This is a genomic window from Sphingopyxis sp. 550B (assembly GCF_057401805.1).
Window position 1 is genome coordinate 1,349,909 of record NZ_CM171610.1, and the last position, 19,619, is coordinate 1,369,527.

General features: G+C 65.7%; 16 protein-coding genes. 14 read left to right on the forward strand and 2 right to left on the reverse strand.

Translation table 11 applies throughout. The annotated features are described in order from the left end of the window. Positions 1-150 precede the first annotated feature (150 nt). Positions 151-1,650 carry a M28 family peptidase gene (locus tag AC2S9W_RS06350; RefSeq protein ID WP_486571747.1) on the forward strand — a complete coding sequence of 500 codons (1,500 nt, stop codon included), beginning with the start codon at positions 151-153 and terminating at the stop codon, positions 1,648-1,650. A gap of 236 nt (positions 1,651-1,886) precedes the next feature. Here the strand turns inward: AC2S9W_RS06350 and AC2S9W_RS06355 are convergent, their stop codons facing one another. Beyond that, the gene (locus tag AC2S9W_RS06355) at positions 1,887-3,260 is read right to left on the reverse strand and encodes a class II 3-deoxy-7-phosphoheptulonate synthase (RefSeq protein WP_067186907.1); all 1,374 of its coding nucleotides are present in this window, start codon (positions 3,258-3,260) and stop codon (positions 1,887-1,889) included. A gap of 251 nt (positions 3,261-3,511) precedes the next feature. Between AC2S9W_RS06355 and AC2S9W_RS06360 the strand changes: the two genes are divergently transcribed. The 13 genes from AC2S9W_RS06360 (at position 3,512) to AC2S9W_RS06420 (ending at position 18,180) form a co-directional block, all read left to right on the forward strand. Next, entirely contained in the window at positions 3,512-4,186 is a 675-nt protein-coding gene (locus AC2S9W_RS06360; protein WP_076073866.1) for a Crp/Fnr family transcriptional regulator, read from the forward strand. A gap of 76 nt (positions 4,187-4,262) precedes the next feature. Next, positions 4,263-4,607 carry an ArsC family reductase gene (locus tag AC2S9W_RS06365; RefSeq protein WP_076073868.1) on the forward strand — a complete coding sequence of 115 codons (345 nt, stop codon included), beginning with the start codon at positions 4,263-4,265 and terminating at the stop codon, positions 4,605-4,607. A gap of 75 nt (positions 4,608-4,682) precedes the next feature. Further along, positions 4,683-5,225: an RNA polymerase sigma factor gene (locus AC2S9W_RS06370; protein ID WP_067107213.1), complete on the forward strand. Its 543-nt coding sequence runs from the start codon at positions 4,683-4,685 to the stop codon at positions 5,223-5,225. After that, positions 5,225-6,304: a FecR family protein gene (locus tag AC2S9W_RS06375; protein WP_076073874.1), complete on the forward strand. Its 1,080-nt coding sequence runs from the start codon at positions 5,225-5,227 to the stop codon at positions 6,302-6,304. Before AC2S9W_RS06370 ends, AC2S9W_RS06375 begins: the two co-directional genes overlap by 1 nt. 453 nt (positions 6,305-6,757) lie before the next feature. After that, positions 6,758-10,213 carry a TonB-dependent receptor gene (locus tag AC2S9W_RS06380; protein WP_486571748.1) on the forward strand — a complete coding sequence of 1,152 codons (3,456 nt, stop codon included), beginning with the start codon at positions 6,758-6,760 and terminating at the stop codon, positions 10,211-10,213. A 338-nt stretch (positions 10,214-10,551) separates the two neighbouring features. Further along, positions 10,552-11,628, forward strand: coding sequence for a glycerophosphodiester phosphodiesterase (locus tag AC2S9W_RS06385; RefSeq protein WP_104959308.1), 1,077 nt, complete (start codon positions 10,552-10,554; stop codon positions 11,626-11,628). After that, positions 11,625-12,560 (forward strand): aldo/keto reductase, encoded by a 936-nt coding sequence (locus AC2S9W_RS06390; protein WP_076073879.1) that lies wholly within the window; start codon positions 11,625-11,627, stop codon positions 12,558-12,560. The genes AC2S9W_RS06385 and AC2S9W_RS06390 overlap by 4 nt, the downstream gene beginning before the upstream one ends. 378 nt (positions 12,561-12,938) lie before the next feature. After that, on the forward strand, positions 12,939-13,802 hold the full coding sequence (gene panB / locus AC2S9W_RS06395; protein WP_067113598.1) for a 3-methyl-2-oxobutanoate hydroxymethyltransferase: 864 nt from the start codon (positions 12,939-12,941) through the stop codon (positions 13,800-13,802). 146 nt (positions 13,803-13,948) lie between these two features. Further along, the gene (locus AC2S9W_RS06400) at positions 13,949-14,719 is read left to right on the forward strand and encodes a tetratricopeptide repeat protein (RefSeq protein ID WP_286749031.1); all 771 of its coding nucleotides are present in this window, start codon (positions 13,949-13,951) and stop codon (positions 14,717-14,719) included. Between the two features lies 1 nt (position 14,720). After that, complete coding sequence (locus AC2S9W_RS06405) at positions 14,721-16,058, forward strand: outer membrane protein assembly factor BamB family protein (RefSeq protein WP_076073884.1); 1,338 nt, start codon at positions 14,721-14,723, stop codon at positions 16,056-16,058. 42 nt (positions 16,059-16,100) lie between these two features. After that, on the forward strand, positions 16,101-17,471 hold the full coding sequence (gene der, locus AC2S9W_RS06410) for a ribosome biogenesis GTPase Der (protein ID WP_076073887.1): 1,371 nt from the start codon (positions 16,101-16,103) through the stop codon (positions 17,469-17,471). Beyond that, positions 17,461-17,682, forward strand: coding sequence for a sulfurtransferase TusA family protein (locus AC2S9W_RS06415; RefSeq protein WP_076073890.1), 222 nt, complete (start codon positions 17,461-17,463; stop codon positions 17,680-17,682). The genes der and AC2S9W_RS06415 overlap by 11 nt, the downstream gene beginning before the upstream one ends. Before the next feature lie 102 nt (positions 17,683-17,784). After that, the gene (locus tag AC2S9W_RS06420; protein ID WP_234002698.1) at positions 17,785-18,180 is read left to right on the forward strand and encodes an Hpt domain-containing protein; all 396 of its coding nucleotides are present in this window, start codon (positions 17,785-17,787) and stop codon (positions 18,178-18,180) included. Here AC2S9W_RS06420 and AC2S9W_RS06425 read toward each other — a convergent pair. Further along, the gene (locus tag AC2S9W_RS06425) at positions 18,174-19,433 is read right to left on the reverse strand and encodes a DUF418 domain-containing protein (RefSeq protein WP_286749030.1); all 1,260 of its coding nucleotides are present in this window, start codon (positions 19,431-19,433) and stop codon (positions 18,174-18,176) included. The genes AC2S9W_RS06420 and AC2S9W_RS06425 overlap by 7 nt on opposite strands. Positions 19,434-19,619: the final 186 nt, after the last annotated feature.

A 19,619-nucleotide genomic window follows, 5' to 3' on the forward strand; every position in this document is an offset into this window, starting at 1 on the left:
GCGTGAATCCTGTCATGCGACCACCTGTTCTCCCCTCCCGCTTGCGGGAGGGGAGGCAGGTTTTTGCGGCCAAGATGACCTGCCGATGCCTTTCGTCGTTCGACGAACGCGCCTTGCCTGCCCGGGGCGGGCATGCCATGCGGCGCATCCATGAAAACGCCGAAATTCCGCGCCGCGCTTGCCGCCGTGGCGCTTGTCGCCCTTGCTGTCCCCGCCGCCCAGGCCAGGGACGATGCGCCGGTCACCGAGATCGAACTTGCCAATCATATCCGCACCCTGTCGGGCGACGCCTTCGAGGGGCGCGCGCCGGGGACCGGAGGCGAAGCGCGCGCCATCGCCTATATCGTCGGCGAGTGGGCGAAGGCGGGGCTGAATCCGGTGCAGGGTAGCGCCACCCCCTGGCTCCAGCCGGTTCCGCTGGTCGAGACGCAGGCCACGGGAAGCCAGGCGCATTTCAAGGTGCGCGGGCGCGATTTTGCGATCGAGGAGGATGGCGTCATCCTGACCGGCCGCGATGCCGCGGCGGCGCTGTCGGACCTGCCGGCGGTCTTCGTCGGCTATGGCGTCGACGGCGAAGGCCGGGTCAACGCCGACGTGCGCGGCAAGCTGGCGATGATGCTGATGGGCAATGCGCCGTTCGGCGACGACCTGCCGCGCTATCGCGAACGGCGTCAGCTGCTCGCCGATGCGGGCGCCTCGGCGGTGCTGGTGATCGCGACCGACGCGCTGCCCTGGGCACAGCTTCGCGATGCGCTGGGCAGTCGGACGACGCGCCTCGCTGACGCGAAGGCCGGCCCGCCGATTGGCGGCTTCCTGTCGCTCGAGGCGAGCGACGCCCTGTTCGCCAAGGCGGGGGAGGACGGCGCGACGGCGCGGGCGGCGGCCGCGGCGGCCGACTTTCGCGGGCTGGCGCTGCCGGTCACGGCCGACCTGTCGGCGACGGCGACCGTCCGCAGCGTCGACAGCCATAATATCATCGCGAAGCTGCCGGGCGCAAAACCCGACGGCAAGGCGGTGCTATTCCTCGGCCATTGGGATCATCTGGGCATCTGCGCGCCCGAAGGGGCGGCCGACCGCATCTGCAACGGTGCGGTCGACAATGCGAGCGGCATCGCGGTGCTGATCGCGGTCGCCCGGCGGCTTGCCAAGGGACCGCGCGCCGACCGCGACATCTATTTCATGGCGACGACGGCGGAGGAGAAGGGGCTGCTCGGCGCGCGCTGGTTCGCCGATCATCCGGTGCTGCCGCTGACCGACATCACCGTCGCGCTCAACATCGACACTATCGCCGTCTCGCCGCGCGGCACGCCCGTCGCGACGATCGGTCGCGGGCGCCCCGCCCACGACGCGCTGGTGCGCGAGGTCGCGTCCGCGCTCGGCCGCGCGATCGACGACGATGGAGAGGCCGACCCCTTCATCCAGCGGCAGGACGGCTGGGCGCTCGGTGCCAAGGGCGTGCCGTCGCTGATGGTGGGGGGCAGCTTTTCAGACATGGGGCTGCTGGAGGCGTTTCTGGAAAGCGACTACCACGGACCCGGCGACGAATTTTCGGACAAGGTGCCGCTGGGCGGCGCGGCCGAGGATGCCGACCTGCACGTCGCGCTGGGGCGGGCCTTTGCCGATACCAAGCGGTGGCCGGGGACGAATTAGTGCATCGAGTCTTGATCTGAGATGATGCTGACTGAACGTACGCCGCTCTCGTCATTGCGAGCGGCAAAGCCGCGCGGCAATCCAGAGTAGACGTAAACTGCCATGGATTGCTTCGCTCCGTTCACAATGACGCACCGGACAATCGAAAACCATCGCCCTGCGAAAGCCGCGGCCGCTGGCTGACGGGCGCGAGATCGTGCGTGGCCCCCGGCTTTCGCCGGGGCGACGTTTATCTATCAGGCCGCCTGCTTCGCCCGGTCGGCCATTTCCTGGTTCAGCATCTCGGCCAGCAGGAACGCCAGTTCCAGCGACTGCCCGGCGTTGAGGCGTGGGTCGCAGTGGGTGTGATAGCGGTCGGCGAGGTCCATCTGGGTCACGTCCATCGCGCCGCCGGTGCATTCGGTGACGTTCTGGCCGGTCATCTCGATGTGGATGCCGCTGCCGTGCGTTCCCTCGGCGCGGTGGACGGCGAAGAAGCCGCGTACCTCGGCGAGGATGCGTTCGAACGGGCGCGTCTTGTAGCCGGTCGAAGTCTTGATGACATTGCCGTGCATCGGGTCGCACGACCAGACGACGGGGTGACCCGATTCCTTCACCGCGCGCACCAGCTTCGGCAGATGCGCTTCGATCTTGTCGTGACCATAGCGGGTGATCAGCGTCATCCGCCCCGGCACATGGTTCGGGTTGAGCGTGTCGAGCAGCCGCAGCAGCGCGTCGGGCTCCAGCGTCGGGCCGCATTTCATGCCGACCGGATTGCCGATGCCGCGCAGATATTCGATATGCGCCGACCCCTCGAAGCGGGTGCGGTCGCCGACCCACAGCATGTGCGCCGACGTGTCGTACCAGCCGCCGGTCAGGCTGTCCTGCCGGGTGAGCGCCTGCTCATAGGGTAGCAGCAGCGCCTCGTGGCTGGTGTAGAAGCTGGTGCCCTTGATCTGCGGGACCGTTTCGGGCGTCACGCCGCACGCCTCCATGAAAGCGAGCGCCTCGGAAATGCGCGCGGCGGTTTCCTGATATTTCTTGGCCCATGGACTGCGGTCCATGAAATCGTGCGTCCAGGCGTTGACCTGATGCAGGTTCGCATAGCCGCCGTGCGCGAAGGCGCGCAGCAGGTTGAGCGTCGCCGCCGCCTGGCTGTAGGCGCGGACCATGCGCCGCGGGTCGGGCTCGCGTCCCACCGCCTCGAACGCGATGTCGTTGATGATGTCGCCGCGATAGCTCGGCAGCTCGACGCCGTTCACTTCTTCCATGTCGGCCGAGCGCGGCTTGGCGAACTGACCCGCCATGCGGCCGACCTTCACCACCGGCACCTTTGACGCGAAGGTCAGCACGACCGCCATCTGGAGCAGGACGCGGAAGGTGTCGCGGATGTTGTTCGGATGGAATTCGGCGAAGCTTTCGGCGCAATCGCCGCCCTGCAGCAGGAAAGCCTTGCCTTCGACCGCCCGCGCGAGTTCGTCCGTCAGCGCCCGCGCCTCGCCCGCGAAGACCAGCGGCGGATAGCTCGCGAGCTCGCGCTCGGCCGCGTTCAGTGCGGCCTCGTCGGCGTAGGTCGGAAGCTGGCGGGCCTCGTGCGAGCGCCAGCTATGCGGTTGCCATGGTTGCGTCATCTTTTGCGTCTTCTGCTTCCAAAATCGAATCTCGCGCGCCGCCTTGGCTCGGATGGGCCAGGGAAGCAAGGACAGGAAATTAGCATCATCGGCCCATTTATGCACCCGCGCTTTTCTTGCGCCGCGGAAACTGGTAATTTGCTGCGGTTTCGGCAGGCGCGATCGGGGGCGCACCGCCGCGCGCCGTTCGGAAATTGGTAACCGTTTCATACCTAAGTGTCTCGACGGGACCACAACGCGAAACGAAGGCTATGGCACACTTCGATTCCGCCTGGTTCGGCTATGCCGCCCTGTTGTTGCTGCTCGCGACAGGCTTTGCCGTCCGCATCGATCATGTGCGGATCGGAATCGCGCTGGCGGCGCTGCTCGCCCTGCCCATGGCGCTGTTCGGTCGCGGCCCCGGCGGGGTGGCCCTGCTCCTCGCGCTGCTCGCGCTCGTCAATTTCGGCCTCGGCCTTCGCGGCTGGATCCGCGACACGCGAATCGCTTTCTCGCCCGAGGAGCAGCAGTTGCGCCAGTTGCATTTCGGCGGCCTCGGTCCCGTCGAGGCGCGGCGCCTGATCGACCAGGGGCACTGGATTTCGGCGCGCCGCGGCGAGGTGCTGATCCGCGAGAACGAGGCCGTCCCCAGCCTCTTCTATCTGGCGGAGGGAGAGGCGGCGATCCAGCGCGACGGCGCCGATGTCGGCCTGCTGTCCGACGGTGCGCTGATCGGCGAGGCGACGGTGCTCGACGGAGCGAATGCGACGGGAACGGTGACGCTGGCTACCCGGGCCCGGCTGTGGTTCGTGCCCGCTGAGGCGCTGCGATCCTATCTGGCGGCGAACCCCGGGATCGCGGCGGCGCTGCACGAAGGCTTCGCACGCGCCCTGCGCGGCAAATTGGCGAGCGCGAACACTCGCCTTGCCGACCGGACGCCGCTATGACCCTGAACTGCGCGTTCATTGCAACGCTGAAGATTAAATAACGCGCTGTTCCGATTCGAAATTTGAAGGTGTGAAAATGCCCGTCACCCTATTCGGGATTCCCAACTGCGACACCGTCAAGAAGGCTCGCGCCTGGCTTGCGGATCGCGGCGTCGATTATGCGTTTCACGATTACAAGAAAAGCGGCGTCGACGCCGACCAGCTGGAGGACTGGACCCGCCGATTCGGTTGGGAAAAGCTGCTCAACCGGTCCGGCACGACGTTCCGGAAACTGCCCGACGAGGTGAAAGCCGATCTGGACGCCGCGAAGGCGATAGCGATCATGATCGCGAATCCCTCGGCCATCAAACGCCCGGTCGTGGTCCATGATGGCGGGGTATTGCTGGGCTTCGACGCGGCCGAATGGGAGCAGGCGCTGTAGCGGACCCCGTCCACCCACAACCCGTCTTGCGGCCATGGAAATTGTGAATCATCCTCGCGCGCGAGGGTGAGGGACATGGTCAGACGACAACGCCGATACGAATATAGCGAGGAAGACAGGGCGGCGCTCGACCGGCTCGACCGCGATTTCCGCCGCTCGCTGCTCAGCTGGTTCGGCCGCCGCACGCGCGACCGCGCCGATCTGGAGGACATGGTGCAGGAGGTGTTCGAGCGCCTTATCAAGCGCGGCGGCGCCTCCGAACTCGAACGCCAGAATCTCAGCGCCTATGTGTTCGAGACCGCCAGCAGCGTCCTGACCGATCATCTGCGCAAGAAAGTGACGCGCCATTCGGACGCCCACGAACCATTCGATCAAAATCGGCATGGGGGTGCGGATTTCTCGCCCGAGCACGTTCTGATGGATCGGCAACAGCTTGCGCGGGCGACCGCCGTGCTGCTCGAACTGCCGGAACGGACCCGGGTGATATTTGTGCTGAGACGGCTCGAAGGCATGCGCCTGAACGACATAGCGAAGCGGCTCGGAATATCCGTGAGCGCGGTGGAGAAGCATATGCAGCGCGCCATCACCCACATCATGCGAAGGATCGACTTCGAGTGATGACAATCCCCTTTCCCTCGACCCTGCGCGGACTGGCGCCCGACGAGGCCGCCGCCGCGTGGCTCGTCCGCATCGACGCGGGACCGCTCGGCCCAGAGGAACAGGACGAGTTCGACGCCTGGCGCGCGGAATCGGCCGCGAACGCCGCCGCTTTCGCCAAGGCCGAAGCCGCATGGAACCTGTTCGACAGCGTGCCGGATGACCCCGCGCTGGACGCCCTGCGCGCCTCGGCGCTCGCGGCCGGGAAGGAACCGCGGCGCGGCCTGTGGGCCGGGATCGGCGTCGGTATCGCGGCCTCGCTGCTCGCGGCGGTCGCGCTGGGCACCGATTATCTGCCGTTCGGTCAGAAGACCGACGCCCCGCAGGTCGCGGCCCGATCCGTCCCGGCGACCGCCGCCGCCCCCAAGGCACCCGACAGCGGCGAGTTCGCCACCGCCAGGGGCGAGCGCCGCACCGTCCGCCTTGCCGACGGCAGCGCGATCACCCTCAACACCGACAGCGCGATCCGCGTCGGCTACGTCGCCGACCGCCGCCTCGTCCGCCTGCTGCGCGGGCAGGCGCTGTTCGAGGTCGCGAAGGACCCGCATCGTCCCTTCGTCGTTCAGGCGGGCGCGAAGCAGGTCACCGCGCTCGGCACGATCTTCGAGGTCCGCTTGCTCGACTCCGACCGCATGAAGGTCACGCTGGTCGAGGGCAAGGTCGTCGTTGACGAGGGCGAGGATCGGCCCGCCGCCGATGCGCCTGTCATGATCCCCGCCGTTCTCGCCCCCGGCGAGGCGCTGCTCGTGTCCGACGGCGCGCGGCCCGTGAAGTTCAAGGCCGACATCGACCAGCAGCTTCGCTGGCGCGAGGGCTTCGTCGAGTTCAACGACGCGACGCTGGCCGAGGCCGTTGCCGAAATGAACCGCTATTCGGGCAAGCAACTCGTCATCGACGATCCCGCGACCGGCAATCTGCGCGTCAGCGGCGTGTTCCGCACCGGCAGCCCCGAACGCTTCGCCGCCATCGTCGGCGAGCTTCTGCCTGTCCGCCAGCGCTCGCTGCCCGACGGTGGGGTCGAATTGCGCGCCGGGCGTTGATCTCTCGCCCGCAACCGGTCTCTCTTCTTCCGTCATGCTGAACTTGTTTCGGCATCCAAGGCCAGGCCTCTCCTTCAAGGCCGCGTTTATTCGAGGGCAGGCGATGGCCCCTGAAACAGGTTGGCAATTATCCCTTTTCGACAAGGAACTGTTCCCCGGCGAAAGCCGGGGTCCATGCGGGGCAGCGCCGTGCCATCTGGACCCCGGCTTTCGCCGGGGAACAGCTCCTAGCTTGCCTGAAGGGTATATATCCCAAACAAGTTCAGGGTGACGACGGAGGGAGAATGCGAAGCGGAGGGACTGAGAGAAGGAGCGCCATGACGCTACGGTAAGGCAGCACTGCGGGCTGTGCGGAAATTTTCTGCACATTTCCGATGCGGATTTTTCGCCCGCTCACGTTCTGATGTCCGACGCCGTCAACCGGCGCGGAGCATCACAGAGGGAGGGGCAAGCATGGCATTCGCTACACGCACCGCATTTTCGTTCAAGGCGGCGATGTATCTGGGGGTCGCCACGCTGGCGGTGAGCGCGGCCGGCGCGGCGCAGGCGCAGGCGGCCGAAGCGAAGCAACTCGACATTCCGGCGCAGGCGCTCGCGAACACGCTGACCCAGATCGGGCGGCAGACCGGCAGTGAGGTCGTCTTTCAGGCGGGCGACGTGCGGGGACGCAACGCCCCAGCGGTGCGCGGCGCGCTGACCGCCGGTCAGGCGCTGGACGCGGCTTTGCGGGGAAGCGGCCTGCGCGCCCGCCATACCGCGCAGGGAGCTTATGTCGTCGAACGCGCCGCGACCCCGCCGCCCGCCGCGCGCAACGAGATCGACGATGGGTCGGAAATTGTCGTCACGGCGCAGCGGAAGGAAGAGAAGATCATCGACGTGCCGATCGCGATGACGGCGCTGTCGTCGAACCGGCTGGACGATCTGAAGATCGAAGGCGGGGCGGAGTTGTTGCGCGCCGTCCCGAACGTCAGTTTCACCAAGACCAATTTCAGCATGTATAATTTCTCGATCCGCGGGATCGGGACGCAGTCCATTTCCGCAACGAGCGATCCGGCGGTCGCCGTCAGCTTCAACTCAACGCCGCTCGTCCGCAATCGCCTGTTCGAAGCCGAATTCTTCGACATGCAGCGTATCGAAGTGCTGCGCGGGCCGCAGGGCACGCTCTATGGCCGCAATGCGACGGCCGGTGTCGTCAACATGATTCCCGCCCTTCCCGACACGCGCGCCTTCGCGGGGGAAGTGAAGGGCGAAGTCGGCAACTACAGCACGACGCGCCTCAGCGGGATGCTGAACGTGCCGCTGTCCGACACGCTGGCCGTTCGCGCCGCCGGCGCGTGGACCAAGCGCGACGGTTTCGATTACAACAACTTCCTCGGCACCCGCATCAACGGGCGCGACCTGTGGTCGACGCGCGTGTCGGCCCAGTGGGAGCCCAGCGACCGTTTCAAGGCCAATGTCATCTGGCAGCATTTTTCGGAAGACGACAATCGGTCGCGGTCGGCCAAGCAATTGTGCACGACCGATCCCGGAATCGACCGAATTGGCGATGTGGAAATTACCGACCTCAGTCTTCGCGGCCGTATCGGCCAGGGGTGCCTGCCCGGATCGCTTTATGACGATGCGGCCTTTGGCAAGCCCAATAGCAATGCGCTCGTTTATCTTTACTTTCCACATTATTATTTGACTGTCGGAAATCGGTTGGAGGGCCGTACGCAGATTCCTGTACGCGCGGTCACCGCTGATCCGATGGGCGGCGGTATGCAATCCAGGAACTTGCGGGAAATCGAATCCAACTGGGATCCGATATTCCGTGCCAAAAATGATGTCGTCCAGTTCAACTGGGAATATAAGCCGTCCGAAACCCTGCAATTTATCTCGCAAACCGCCTATTCCCGTGATCGCTTCTATTCATCGCAGGATTATAACCGGTTCCTTACGGAACCGATGTTTGCGGATAGCTCAGCTCCGCCTATGTATGCAGGTTCGAGATTGATTGATTCGGAAGAATTTCCGGGGCCGACACCGGGCGGTGTGTATTGCGATCCACAATTGGGCTGTTCGGATCGCATGGTGTCGGCGGATTTGAGCCGGTCGAGAAACCGGCAATGGTCCCAGGAATTCCGCCTTCAATCCAGTTTTGACGGGCCGCTCAATTTCCTGGTCGGTGCCAATTATCTCGATTTCAAATCGCAGGACGATTATTATGTCTTCAACAATATGTTCACCTATATCGCTCAGTGGCAATATAGTAGGGCACCAACTATAGCTGCTGCACCTGGTTTTGCTGGTTATGGATGGGTATTACGGCCCTGCGAATTGGGCAATGAAGATCGAGAATGTCCCTATGTTGATCCTAACCAAATCGACAGTTTAAACAATCAGGGTCACAATTACTTTCTTAGCCAGAACGGTGTTCGTATTAAATCGAGAGCACTTTTCGGTGAATTATATTATAACATCAATGATAATTTGAAATTAACCGTTGGCGTTCGTTATACAAAGGATAAGAAAAAAGCAGATCAAATTCCCAGTCAGCTATTATTGGGTGGAGGAAGGAATAATCCAAGTACCGTAGCTAACGGTGGCCCTGATGATCCATATGGTTCCCAGTTTATTGGAGATATCACTGGTGGTCGTGTCAACAGCGGCTATCCCGCTCAGGATGATATCAATCAGTCATGGGGGAAATTCACTGGGCGCGTGGTGCTCGATTGGAAGCCGGATATCGGCTTCACCGACGACAGCCTCATCTATGCCTCGATATCCCGTGGCTATAAGGGCGGCGGCGTAAATCCGCCTAGAATCGATTTCAACCCGAATGTGGTGCAGTTCCAATTCCTGCCGCAGACCTTCCGTCCGGAATATGTCAATGCCTTGGAAGTGGGCATGAAACATAGCTTCAACGGCGGCCGCTTCACATTGAACGCCACTGGGTTTTTCTATGATTACAAGGATTTTCAGGTTTCGCAGATCGTCGACCGCATTGCCTATAATGAGAATTTCAATGCGACGAGCTGGGGCCTGGAACTGGAGGCGGCATGGCGCCCGTCGCGTGCTTTCAGGGTCGATGGCAATCTGGGCTATCTCCGGACACGATTGGGCAAGGGCGCGCAATCGATCGACGTGATGGACCGGACGCAGGGCGACCCCGATTGGGTCGTGCTACGGCCCTGGCTGCAGGTGCCGTCCAACTGCATCGCCCCGCGCGCCCTGGTGGAACAGCTGTTGCGCGTGGAGGCTGGTAAGTTGATACCTCCGTCGCCGGGAACCACCGCACAAGTTTTGGCCACCCTATGCCCGGGCGCGGACCGTTTTGGCAGCTGGAATCCCGCCAGGCCGGTCAGGGTCGGTACCCTCAATTACTGGAATCCCAACCGGGGGAACGTGCTTGTAAATCCGGCCTATGGTTTCACCTATGATCCGCTGGCGCCCTATAATCCCGCAACTGTCGGTGCGCTCGTGCCCTATGATCCCGCCAATCCCGAAGCCTGGATCGGGGGGTCGAGCGGCGCGCCCAATGGTGGCCGCGGATTTTATGCGGACCTCGAGGGGAATGAGCTGCCCAACGCGCCGCGCCTGACCGCAAATATCGGTTCGCAATATACATTCTTCCTCGAAGGCGGCGATTGGGAACTGACCTTCCGCGGCGACTATTATTTCCAGTCGAAAAGCTTCGGCCGGGTTTACAACACGGAGTTCGACAGGTTGCGGGCGTGGGACAATATGAACGTCGCCGTCATGCTGACCAGGCCGGAATCGGGTCTCTCGTTTCAGCTCTATGTCAAGAACCTGTTCAAGAAAATGCCGATCACGGGGTTCTTCGTGAACAGCGATGACAATGGCCTGACGACCAACGTGTTCACGCCGGACCCGCGCATCATCGGGTTTAACGCATCGATGAAGTTCTAAATCTTCTCCGCCCACTCCACTGGGGAAACCTCGGGTCGATGTCGTGCTCACTCCCAGGCCGACGTCGGCCCGGTCTTTTTACACTCCGATGACTTTGGATTGACCCAGTGCCATCATGCTCGGGACGCGGCGCTCAACGAAAGCGCGGACCATGATGTTGAACCAGGTTCAGCATGACGAAGAGCGGGATGGGCGCGGCGAAGCCCGCGCCCGCACGTGAAACTTTTTCCTCCGGACCCCGAAAACCGCTGGCCAAGGCGGCGGCGTTCGGCCTATTTTCCGCACGTGGTCAGGCTCCCGCTGCTCGCCGCCGATGACCGGCAGGCCCGCCTTGCGGCATGAGGCGCTGGTACGCCGCCGTGCTGGCGTTGCTTTTGCCCGCCGGCTGTGCCGCTGAGCCGATGGCGGCGGTGCCCACCCTCGACGGCCAACCGCCGATCGTCATCGCGCATCGCGGTGCGTCGGGTGAGCGACCCGAGCATACGCTGGCGAGCTATGAACTGGCGATCGAGCAGGGGGCCGATTTCATCGAGCCCGACCTGGTGTTGACGAAGGACGGCGTGCTCGTCGCGCGGCACGAGAATGAGATTTCGGAGACCACCGACGTCGCCGACCGTCCAGAGTTCGCGGATCGAAAGGCGACCAGGCGGATCGACGGCAAGGACGTCACGGGCTGGTTCACCGAGGATTTCACCCTCGCCGAACTCAAGACGCTGCGCGCGAAGGAGCGCATTCCGCGGCTGCGCGGCACTGCCAACGACGGCAAGTTCGAGGTTCCGACCTTCGAGGAGATTCTCGACCTTCTCGCGCGCGTGAACATGGAGCGCACCCATCCGGTCGGCGTCTATCCCGAGACCAAGCATCCGGGCTATTTCGCCGCGATCGGTCTGCCGCACGAGGCGCCCTTGCTCGCGCTGCTCGAAAAATACGGTTATCGCGGCCGAACGGCGCCGGTGTTCATCCAGAGCTTCGAGGTCGGCAATCTCAAGGCGATCCGCGCGAAGAGCGACCTGCCGCTAATCCAGCTGATGGACGATGAGGGCGGGCCCGCCGATGACCCGCGGACGAGCTATGCCGCGATGGCGTCGCCCGCGGGGCTGAAGGCGGTCGCCGCCTATGCCGACGGCATCGGGCCGAACAAGGCGATGGTCATCCCGCGCGGCGCGCTGGGCACGCTGGGCGATCCGACGTCGCTCGTCCGCGATGCCCATGCGGCGGGGCTGAAGGTGCATCCGTGGACCTTCCGCCGCGAGAATTATTTCCTGCCGCTGGGCGACAAGAGCGGGATCAATCCGGCGGGGCACGGCGACCTGGCGGCGGAGATCGCCGCCTATCTGGCGACGGGGATCGACGGGCTGTTCAGCGACAACCCGCGCGAGGCGGTGCCCGCGGTGAAGGAAGGAGCGTCACGATGACCGAACGCGCACTGGGCAAAAGCGGCCTGTCGATCCGGCCGTTCGTACTCGGCGGCAATGTCTTCGGCTGGACCGCCGACCGGACGGCGAGCTTCGCGATTCTCGACCGCTTTGCGGCGCGCGGCGGCAGCATGATCGACACCGCCGACGTCTATTCGGCGTGGGTGCCAGGGCATCGGGGCGGCGAATCCGAGGCGATGATCGGCGCATGGCTCCGCGAAAGCGGCGCGCGCGACCGGGTGCTGATCGCCACCAAGGTCGGGATGGGGGAGGGCGGCCTGCGCCCCGATGCCGTTCGCGCGGCGGCGCAGAGCTCGCGCGACCGGCTGGGGGTCGACGCGATCGATCTCTATTTCGCGCACCAGGACGATCCCGACGTGCCGCTCGACGAGGTGCTGGGCGCGTTCGGCGAATTGCGCGACGCGGGGATCGTGCGCGCGATCGGCGCGTCCAACTATTCGGCCGAACGGCTGGGCGAGGCGCTGCGCGTCGCCGATGCGAAGGGGCTGCCGCGCTTCACCGCGATGCAGCCCGAGCTCAATCTGCTCGACCGCGCGCAATATGAAGGTGCGCTCCAGCGGCTCTGCATCGCCGAGGGGCTCGGCGTCATTCCCTATTACAGCCTCGCCGCCGGCTATCTGTCGGGGAAATATCGCAGCGCCGACGATCTCGGCCAGAGCCCGCGCGGCTACAAGGCCAAGGCCTATATGGCGGGCAAGGGGCCCGCGGTACTCGCGGTCATGGATCGCATCGCCGCCGAAACGGGCGCCAGCCTGGCGCAGGTCGCGCTCGCCTGGGTGGCGGCGCAGCCGGGCGTCACCGCACCGATCGCCAGCGCGACTACGGTCGCGCAGCTCGATGACATCATGGACAGCATGGCGCTGCGGCTGACCGGCGAACAACTGGCCGCGCTGACCGAAGCGGGGGCCTGAGGAGCGGCAACGGACGGGGGACGGCGTGCGACTGTCTGTCTCCCTTCCCGCTTGCGGGAGGGGGCGGGGGTGGGTCGGCGCCGTCGCGAAGGCCCGCCCCGCTGCGGCTGGCAAACGAGTTCGCAAGCTTCCACATTGGATTGACCCACTCGTCATTGCGAGCGAAGCGAAGCAATCCAGGGCGGATTGCGCATACTCTGGATTGCCGCGTCGCTTCGCTCCTCGCAATGACGATTCCAACTCATGTCATCATGCTCTAGCCTTGCTGCCCCTCCCGCGAGCGGGAGGGGAGACGGCATACCGCCTGTTCGAGTTGCGTTGCCTCCCGACGAAACTCTGTCTTTCGCAGCGCAACATAAATCGCTAGGCTCCCGTCCCATGTCCACGCTCCCCAAGACGCTCACCCTCGACACCTCGACCAGTCGCGCCAACCCGACGCCGCAGCCGATGAAGCGCCTGACGGTGCCGCGCATCCGCCAGCGCAAGGGGGGCGAGCCGATCGTCATGCTCACCGCCTATACGGTGCGCCAGGCGCAGCTTCTCGATCCGCATTGCGACATGCTGCTGGTCGGCGATTCGCTCGCGCAGGTGATCTATGGCCTGCCGCATACCGTCGCGGTGACGATGGAGATGATGGCGCTGCACGGCGCCGCGGTGGTGCGGGGCAGCTATCATGCCGCGGTGATCGTCGACATGCCCTTCGGCAGCTATGAGGCCGGCCCCGAGCAGGCGTTCGCCAACGCCTCGCGCCTGCTCAAGGAAACCGGCGCCGCCGCGGTGAAGGTCGAGGGGGGCAAGGTGCTTGCCCCGACGATCGAATTCCTGACCCAGCGCGGCATTCCGGTGATGGGGCATGTCGGCCTGACGCCGCAGGCGGTCAACATCCTCGGCGGCTATGGCGTGCGCGGCAAGAGTGACGAGGAAGCGCGCTCGATCGTCGAGGACGCGGTCGCGGTGGCGAAGGCCGGCGCCTTCTCGATCGTCATCGAGGGCGTGCTCGAATCGATCGCGATCGAGATCACGAACAAGGTCGCCTGCCCGACGATCGGCATCGGCGCTTCCGCGCAGTGCGACGGTCAGGTGCTCGTCACCGACGACATGCTCGGCATGTTCGAGCGCGTGCCGCGCTTCGTGAAGCGCTACAGCGACATGGCGAGCGTCATCGACGGCGCGGTCCGGGACTATGCCGAGCAAGTCAGGTCCCGTTCATTCCCGACATCCGAACAGATCTACGCCGGTTGAGGCCGGACGAATGGGCGCGGCGCAGCCCGGCGGAGCGCCGCCGCGGCCGGGTGAGTGAATCGCTTGGCCTTTCCGGGCCTCGCCGCTAAGGAAAGCGACCGGCGGGCCATGCGCCCCGCGCCCGTAGCGAGACGATGGAGGTTTGATTGGCCCTGAGCCCGGACAATGCCGCCTTTTTGCTGGAAGTCGACGAGGCGGTCCGCAAGGACCGGCTCGACACGCTTTGGCGGCGCTATGGCTGGTGGATCATCGGCGCGATCGTCGCGGCATTGGTCGCCTTCGGCGGCTGGCTCTATTGGGGCCACGCGCAGCAGGTGCAGCGCGGCGAGCAGGCCGAAGCGCTGGTCGCGGCCTTTGAAAAGGCGGCGGCGAGCCAGCCGAACGCCGCGGCGAAGGATCTCGAGACGATCGTCGCGGAGGGCAGTCCCGCCTATCGCTCGGCCGCGCTGATGCAGCAGGCGAACATCAAGGCGCAGGCCGGCGACCGCAAGGGCGCTGCCGCGCTGATGGCGAAGGTCGCGGGCGACAAGAAGATCGACCCGGCGCTGCGCAACGCCGCGCTGCTTCGCCAGACCGCGCTCGAATTCGACACGCTGAAGCCGCAGGCGGTGATCGACCGCATGAAGCCGCTGGTCGAGGCGAAGGACCCCGCGTCGAGCTGGTTCGCCAGCGCCGCCGAACTCAGCGCCATCGCTTATTATCAGCTCGGCCAGTACGATCGGGCGGGCGAACTCTATGGCCGTATCGCCAAGCTGCCCGACGTACCGAAATCGCTCCAGTCGCGCGCGGTGCAGATGGCGGGCATGCTGGGCGTCGATGCCGTCACCGACCGTGCCGGCGAAAGCGCGGACAAGGATCGCAAGGACGCCGCCGGGTCGCAGACGGCGGCAACCGAAAAGACTGAGGAAACCAAATAATATGCTGAAGAAGCGGCATTATATTCTCTGCGCGGCCCTGTTGGCGCTGCCCCTGTCGGGCTGCGGCGCGTTCAAGGACAAGGGCGGACCCAAGACGCCGACGGTCGGCGAGCGGGTGTCGATCCTGTCGAACGACAACAGCATCAAGGTCGATCCGGCGACCGCGGAGATCGCGGTGGTGCTCCCCGAGCCCGTCGTCAACGCAAGCTGGGCGCAGTCGGGCGGCAACGCCTCGAAGGCGATGGGCCATGTCGCGCTGGGCGCGACCCGCGCGCGACTGTGGCAGGCCAGCATCGCCGGCAGCACCAAGAAGCAGCGCCTCGCCGCGTCGCCGGTCATCGCCGACAATCGCCTGTTCGTCGTCGATACTGACGCGGTCGTCTCGGCCTTCGCGGCCGACACCGGTGCCTCGCTGTGGCGCACGCCGATCGGCAGCACGGGCAAGGATTACAAGGATTCGCTGTTCGGCGGCGGTGCCGCGGTCGACGGCTCGGTCGTCTATGCGACCAGCGGGTCGGGCGATGTCGCGGCGCTCAACGCCGCCGACGGGTCGGTGATCTGGAAGGTGAAGCCGGCCGGTCCGCTGCGCGGCGCGCCGACCATCGCCTTCGGCGGCGTCTACGTCATCAGCCAGGATAATCAGATCATCGCGCTCAGTGCCGCCGACGGCGCGGTGCAGTGGCAGGCGACCGCGTCGCTCGAACCCGGCAGCGTCTTCGGCGCCGCCTCTCCCGCGGCGGGGCAGGGCACGATCGTCGCCGGCTTCTCGTCGGGCGAGGTGCAGGCCTATCGCTACGAGAACGGCCGCGACCTGTGGGAGGATGCGCTCGCGCGCACCTCGATGGCGCTGTCGGTGTCGACGCTGTCCGACGTCGATGCCGATCCGGTGATCGATCGCGGCCGCGTCTTCGCGCTCGGGCAGGGTGGCCGCATGGCGAGCTATGAGCTCGTCACCGGCCAGCGGACCTGGGAAATCTCGATCGCCGGCATCTCGACCCCCTATGTCGTCGGCGAGTGGGTCTATGCGATGACCGACGATGCCAAGCTGCTGTGCGTCGCGCGCGGTTCGGGCAAGGTGCGCTGGATTCAGCAGCTTGCGCGTTTCCGCGTCGAGACCGACAAGAAGAAGAAGGACCCGATCCGCTGGACCGGACCGATCCTCGCCGGCGGCAGGCTGATCGCGGTCAATACCGAGGGCACGCTCGCCGAATATTCGCCTACCGACGGCTCGCTGCTCGCCTCGACCGAGTTCAAGTCGCCGCTGTCGCAGACGCCGGTGGTCGCCAACAATATCTTGTATATTCTGGCGGACGACGGACAGATCACCGCCTGGCGATGACGGGATGGGGCGCCGCGCGGCCCCGCATGATAGGATAAGCAGATGGCGCGATCCGCAACGATCGCCATTGTCGGCCGGCCCAATGTCGGCAAGTCGACCCTGTTCAACCGGCTCGTCGGCAAGCGGCTCGCGCTTGTCGACGATCAGCCGGGGGTGACGCGCGACCGGCGCGAGGGCGACGGGCAACTGCTCGGCCTGACGTTCAGCATCGTCGATACCGCGGGGTTCGAGGATCAGGACGCCGCGACGCTGCCCGGCCGGATGCGCGTCCAGACCGAAAAGGCAGTGCGCGAGGCCGATGCCGCGCTGTTCCTGATCGATGCGCGCGCCGGCGTGACGCCGCTCGACGAAGAGATCGCCCGCTGGCTGCGCAGCGAGGACACGCCGATCATCCTCTGCGCGAACAAGGCCGAGGGCAAGCAGGGCGAGGCGGGGCTGATGGAGGCCTATGCGCTCGGCTTCGAAAACCCGATCGCGCTCAGCGCCGAACATGGCGAGGGGCTGGTCGACCTGTTCGACGCGCTGCGCCCGATCGTCGAACCGTTCATGGAAGCCGAGGAAGCCGAAACCAGCGAGGATGACGAGGAGCCGCTCGGCCCGCTCAAGCTCGCGATCGTCGGGCGGCCCAACGCGGGCAAGTCGACGCTGATCAACCGCATGATCGGCGAGGACCGGCTGATCACCGGGCCCGAGGCGGGGATCACGCGCGATTCGATCCGCGTCGACTGGCAATGGGAAAAGGACGGCGAAGTCCATCCGATCCAGTTGTTCGACACCGCAGGAATGCGCAAGCGCGCGAAGGTGCAGGACAAGCTGGAGAAATTGTCGGTCGCCGACGCGCTCCACGCGGTCGATTTCGCCGAGGTCGTCGTGCTGCTGCTCGATGCGACGAAGGGGCTCGAGGCGCAGGACCTGCGCATCGCCGACCGGGTGCTGGAGGAAGGGCGCGCGCTGATCGTCGCGCTCAACAAATGGGACGTCGCCAAAAATCCGTCGGCGCTGTTCAACGGCGTGCGCACGGCGCTCGACGACGGGCTGTCGCAAGTCAAGGGCGTGCCGCTGCTCAGCATCTCCGGCGCGACGGGCAAGGGGATCGACACGCTCGTCCGTGTCGCCTTCGAACAGCGCGACATCTGGACACGCCGCATGTCGACCGCGAAGCTGAACCGCTGGTTCGAGGGTGCGGTCACCGCCAATCCGCCGCCCGCGCCGGGGGGCCGGCGGATCAAGCTGCGCTACATCACCCAGGCGCGCACGCGGCCGCCGACCTTCGTCGTCTTCGGCAGCCGCACCGACGCCCTGCCCGCCAGCTACCAGCGCTACCTGACCAACGGCATGCGCAAGGAACTGGGGTTCCAGGGGGTGCCGATCCGGCTCAACTTCCGCAACACGCGCAATCCCTATGACGATTGAGGCGCCCGTCGTCGTCGACGCGCGCGGGATGCGCTGCCCCTGGCCGGCGCTGCGGCTGGCGCGCGCGATGCGGGCCGAGGCGCAGGTGCTGCTGATAGCCGACGATCCGAAGGCGGAGCGGGAGGTCGCCGCGCTCGCCGCCGAACAGGGGTGGACGCTCGCCGCCGACCCGGGCGCGTCCGGTTCGGGACGCTGGATGGTGACGCGCTGAACCAGCCGTCCGCCGCCGTAACCGCCTATTAACCGCCTTTTGGCATGCAGGCTTCGGGACCACCGGCCGAATTGCATGCCAAGGGACGGAACATTGGACGAGATGCTGGTCGATTGGAATGAATTCCGCGCGACGCGCACCCAGCTGGGCGCGGCGTTCATCCGCATATTGGGCTATTTCCGCGAGGACGGCATCAAGTCGGTCGCCGCGATCGAAGAGGCGATGCGCGCCCGCGACGCGCGCGGGCTCGTCATGCCCGCGCACACGCTGAAGAGCGAGGCGCGTCAGTTCGGCGGCGAGCGGCTGGGCACGCTGGCCGAGGATATAGAGATGTTCGCGCGCCACTGCGTCGAGGCGCAGATCAGCCCCGAGGAATATCTGCCGCGCGTCGTCACGCTGCGCCCGCTGTTCGAGGAAACGCTGGCGGCGCTGGAGCGCGAGGCCAATCCGCTCGTCCAGCGCGGCCGCCCGAGCTTCGGCCGCGCCGTCGGCTACTGAGCCGGGGACGCCCGCCGCATCGGCTGCACGGCCCCGCGTGCGAGGCTGCGCCACAGCCATTCGAGCGGCCCGTAGCGGAAGCGCGCGAGCCACGGCTTCGACCATAGCAGCATCAGCGCCGAGGCGCCGATCACGAACAGATAGAGCGGCAGGCGCCCGACCGTGCCGAACAGCCCGAGGCCATAGCCGTAGAAGAGGCTCGTCATCACGAGGCTGGTGCCGATGTAGTTGGAGAAGGCGGCCTGCCCCGCCGCCGCGATGCGGGCGATCCAGCCGCTCGCGGCATGACGCCGGATCAGCAGGACCAGCAGCGCGGCATAGCCGATCGTCATCATCAGCCGTGCGGGCTGCGCCCAAGCGAGGAAGATGTTAAGCGACAGCAGATAATCGAACCCGCCGCGCCACTGGACCCATGCCAGCACTATCGTCAGCAGCAGTCCCGGCGGTAGCCAGCGGAGCGCCGTGCGGCGATAGGCGGCGGACTCCCAGCGCCCCGCAAGGAAGCCGCTGCGCAGCAGCGCCATGCCGATCATCATCAGCGGCAGCGTTTCGAGCGCGCTCATCAGCACCATCAGCAACGGCGTGTCCGCATGGCCGAGCCGCTCGGCGAGGATCGGCAGATAGCCGCCGCGATAGAGCGCCAGTTCGGCGTCGACCGCATCGCCAAGCCCCGCATATCCGGCGATCACGTCGCGCCCCGCCGCGGCCATCGCCGCCGACGCGCCGGAATCGTCCGCTGCCTGCGCGAGAACGAGCTGCGCGCCGAAGAGCAACGTCATCAACAGCGTGCCGAGTGCGAACAGCCCGACCGCCCAGCGGATCAGCCGCCGCGCCTCCCAGTCGCGAAAGGCGAAGGCGATGCAACCGATGCACGCATAGAGGAACAATATGTCGCCCCACCAGAGGAAGAGATAATGGGCGAACCCGAACACCGCGAGCCACGCCATGCGCCGGTAATGCACCGTCGCGGCATCCTGTCCCGACGCCCTTGCGCGCTCGACGATCAGCAGCATGCTCGCCCCGAACAGGATCGAGAACAGCCCGCGCATCTTGCCGTCGAAGAGGATGAAGCCGATCGCCCAGCCAGCCAGATCGGCCGGCGTCTCCCCGCCATAGGCTTTCGGCGAAATATAGGCCGCCTCGGGCATTGCGAAGGCGACGATGTTCATCGCCAATATGCCCATCACCGCGAAGCCGCGCAGCGCGTCGAGCGTGACCAGCCGCTGCGCCGATGCGCCGTCCTGCTTCTCCATTCGCGCCTCCGCTGCGTCCCGCCGGAAGGCTATAGGGCATTCGCTTCGGGATCATATCCCTCTCGGCGCGGTGGCAACGCCCTTTGGTTTTGAAGGCGCCTGCCTCTTCGTCACTGCGGACCTGGTCGGCATATATGTCCTTCAGGCAAGTCAGGAGCTGTTCCCCGGCGAAAGCCGGGGTCCATG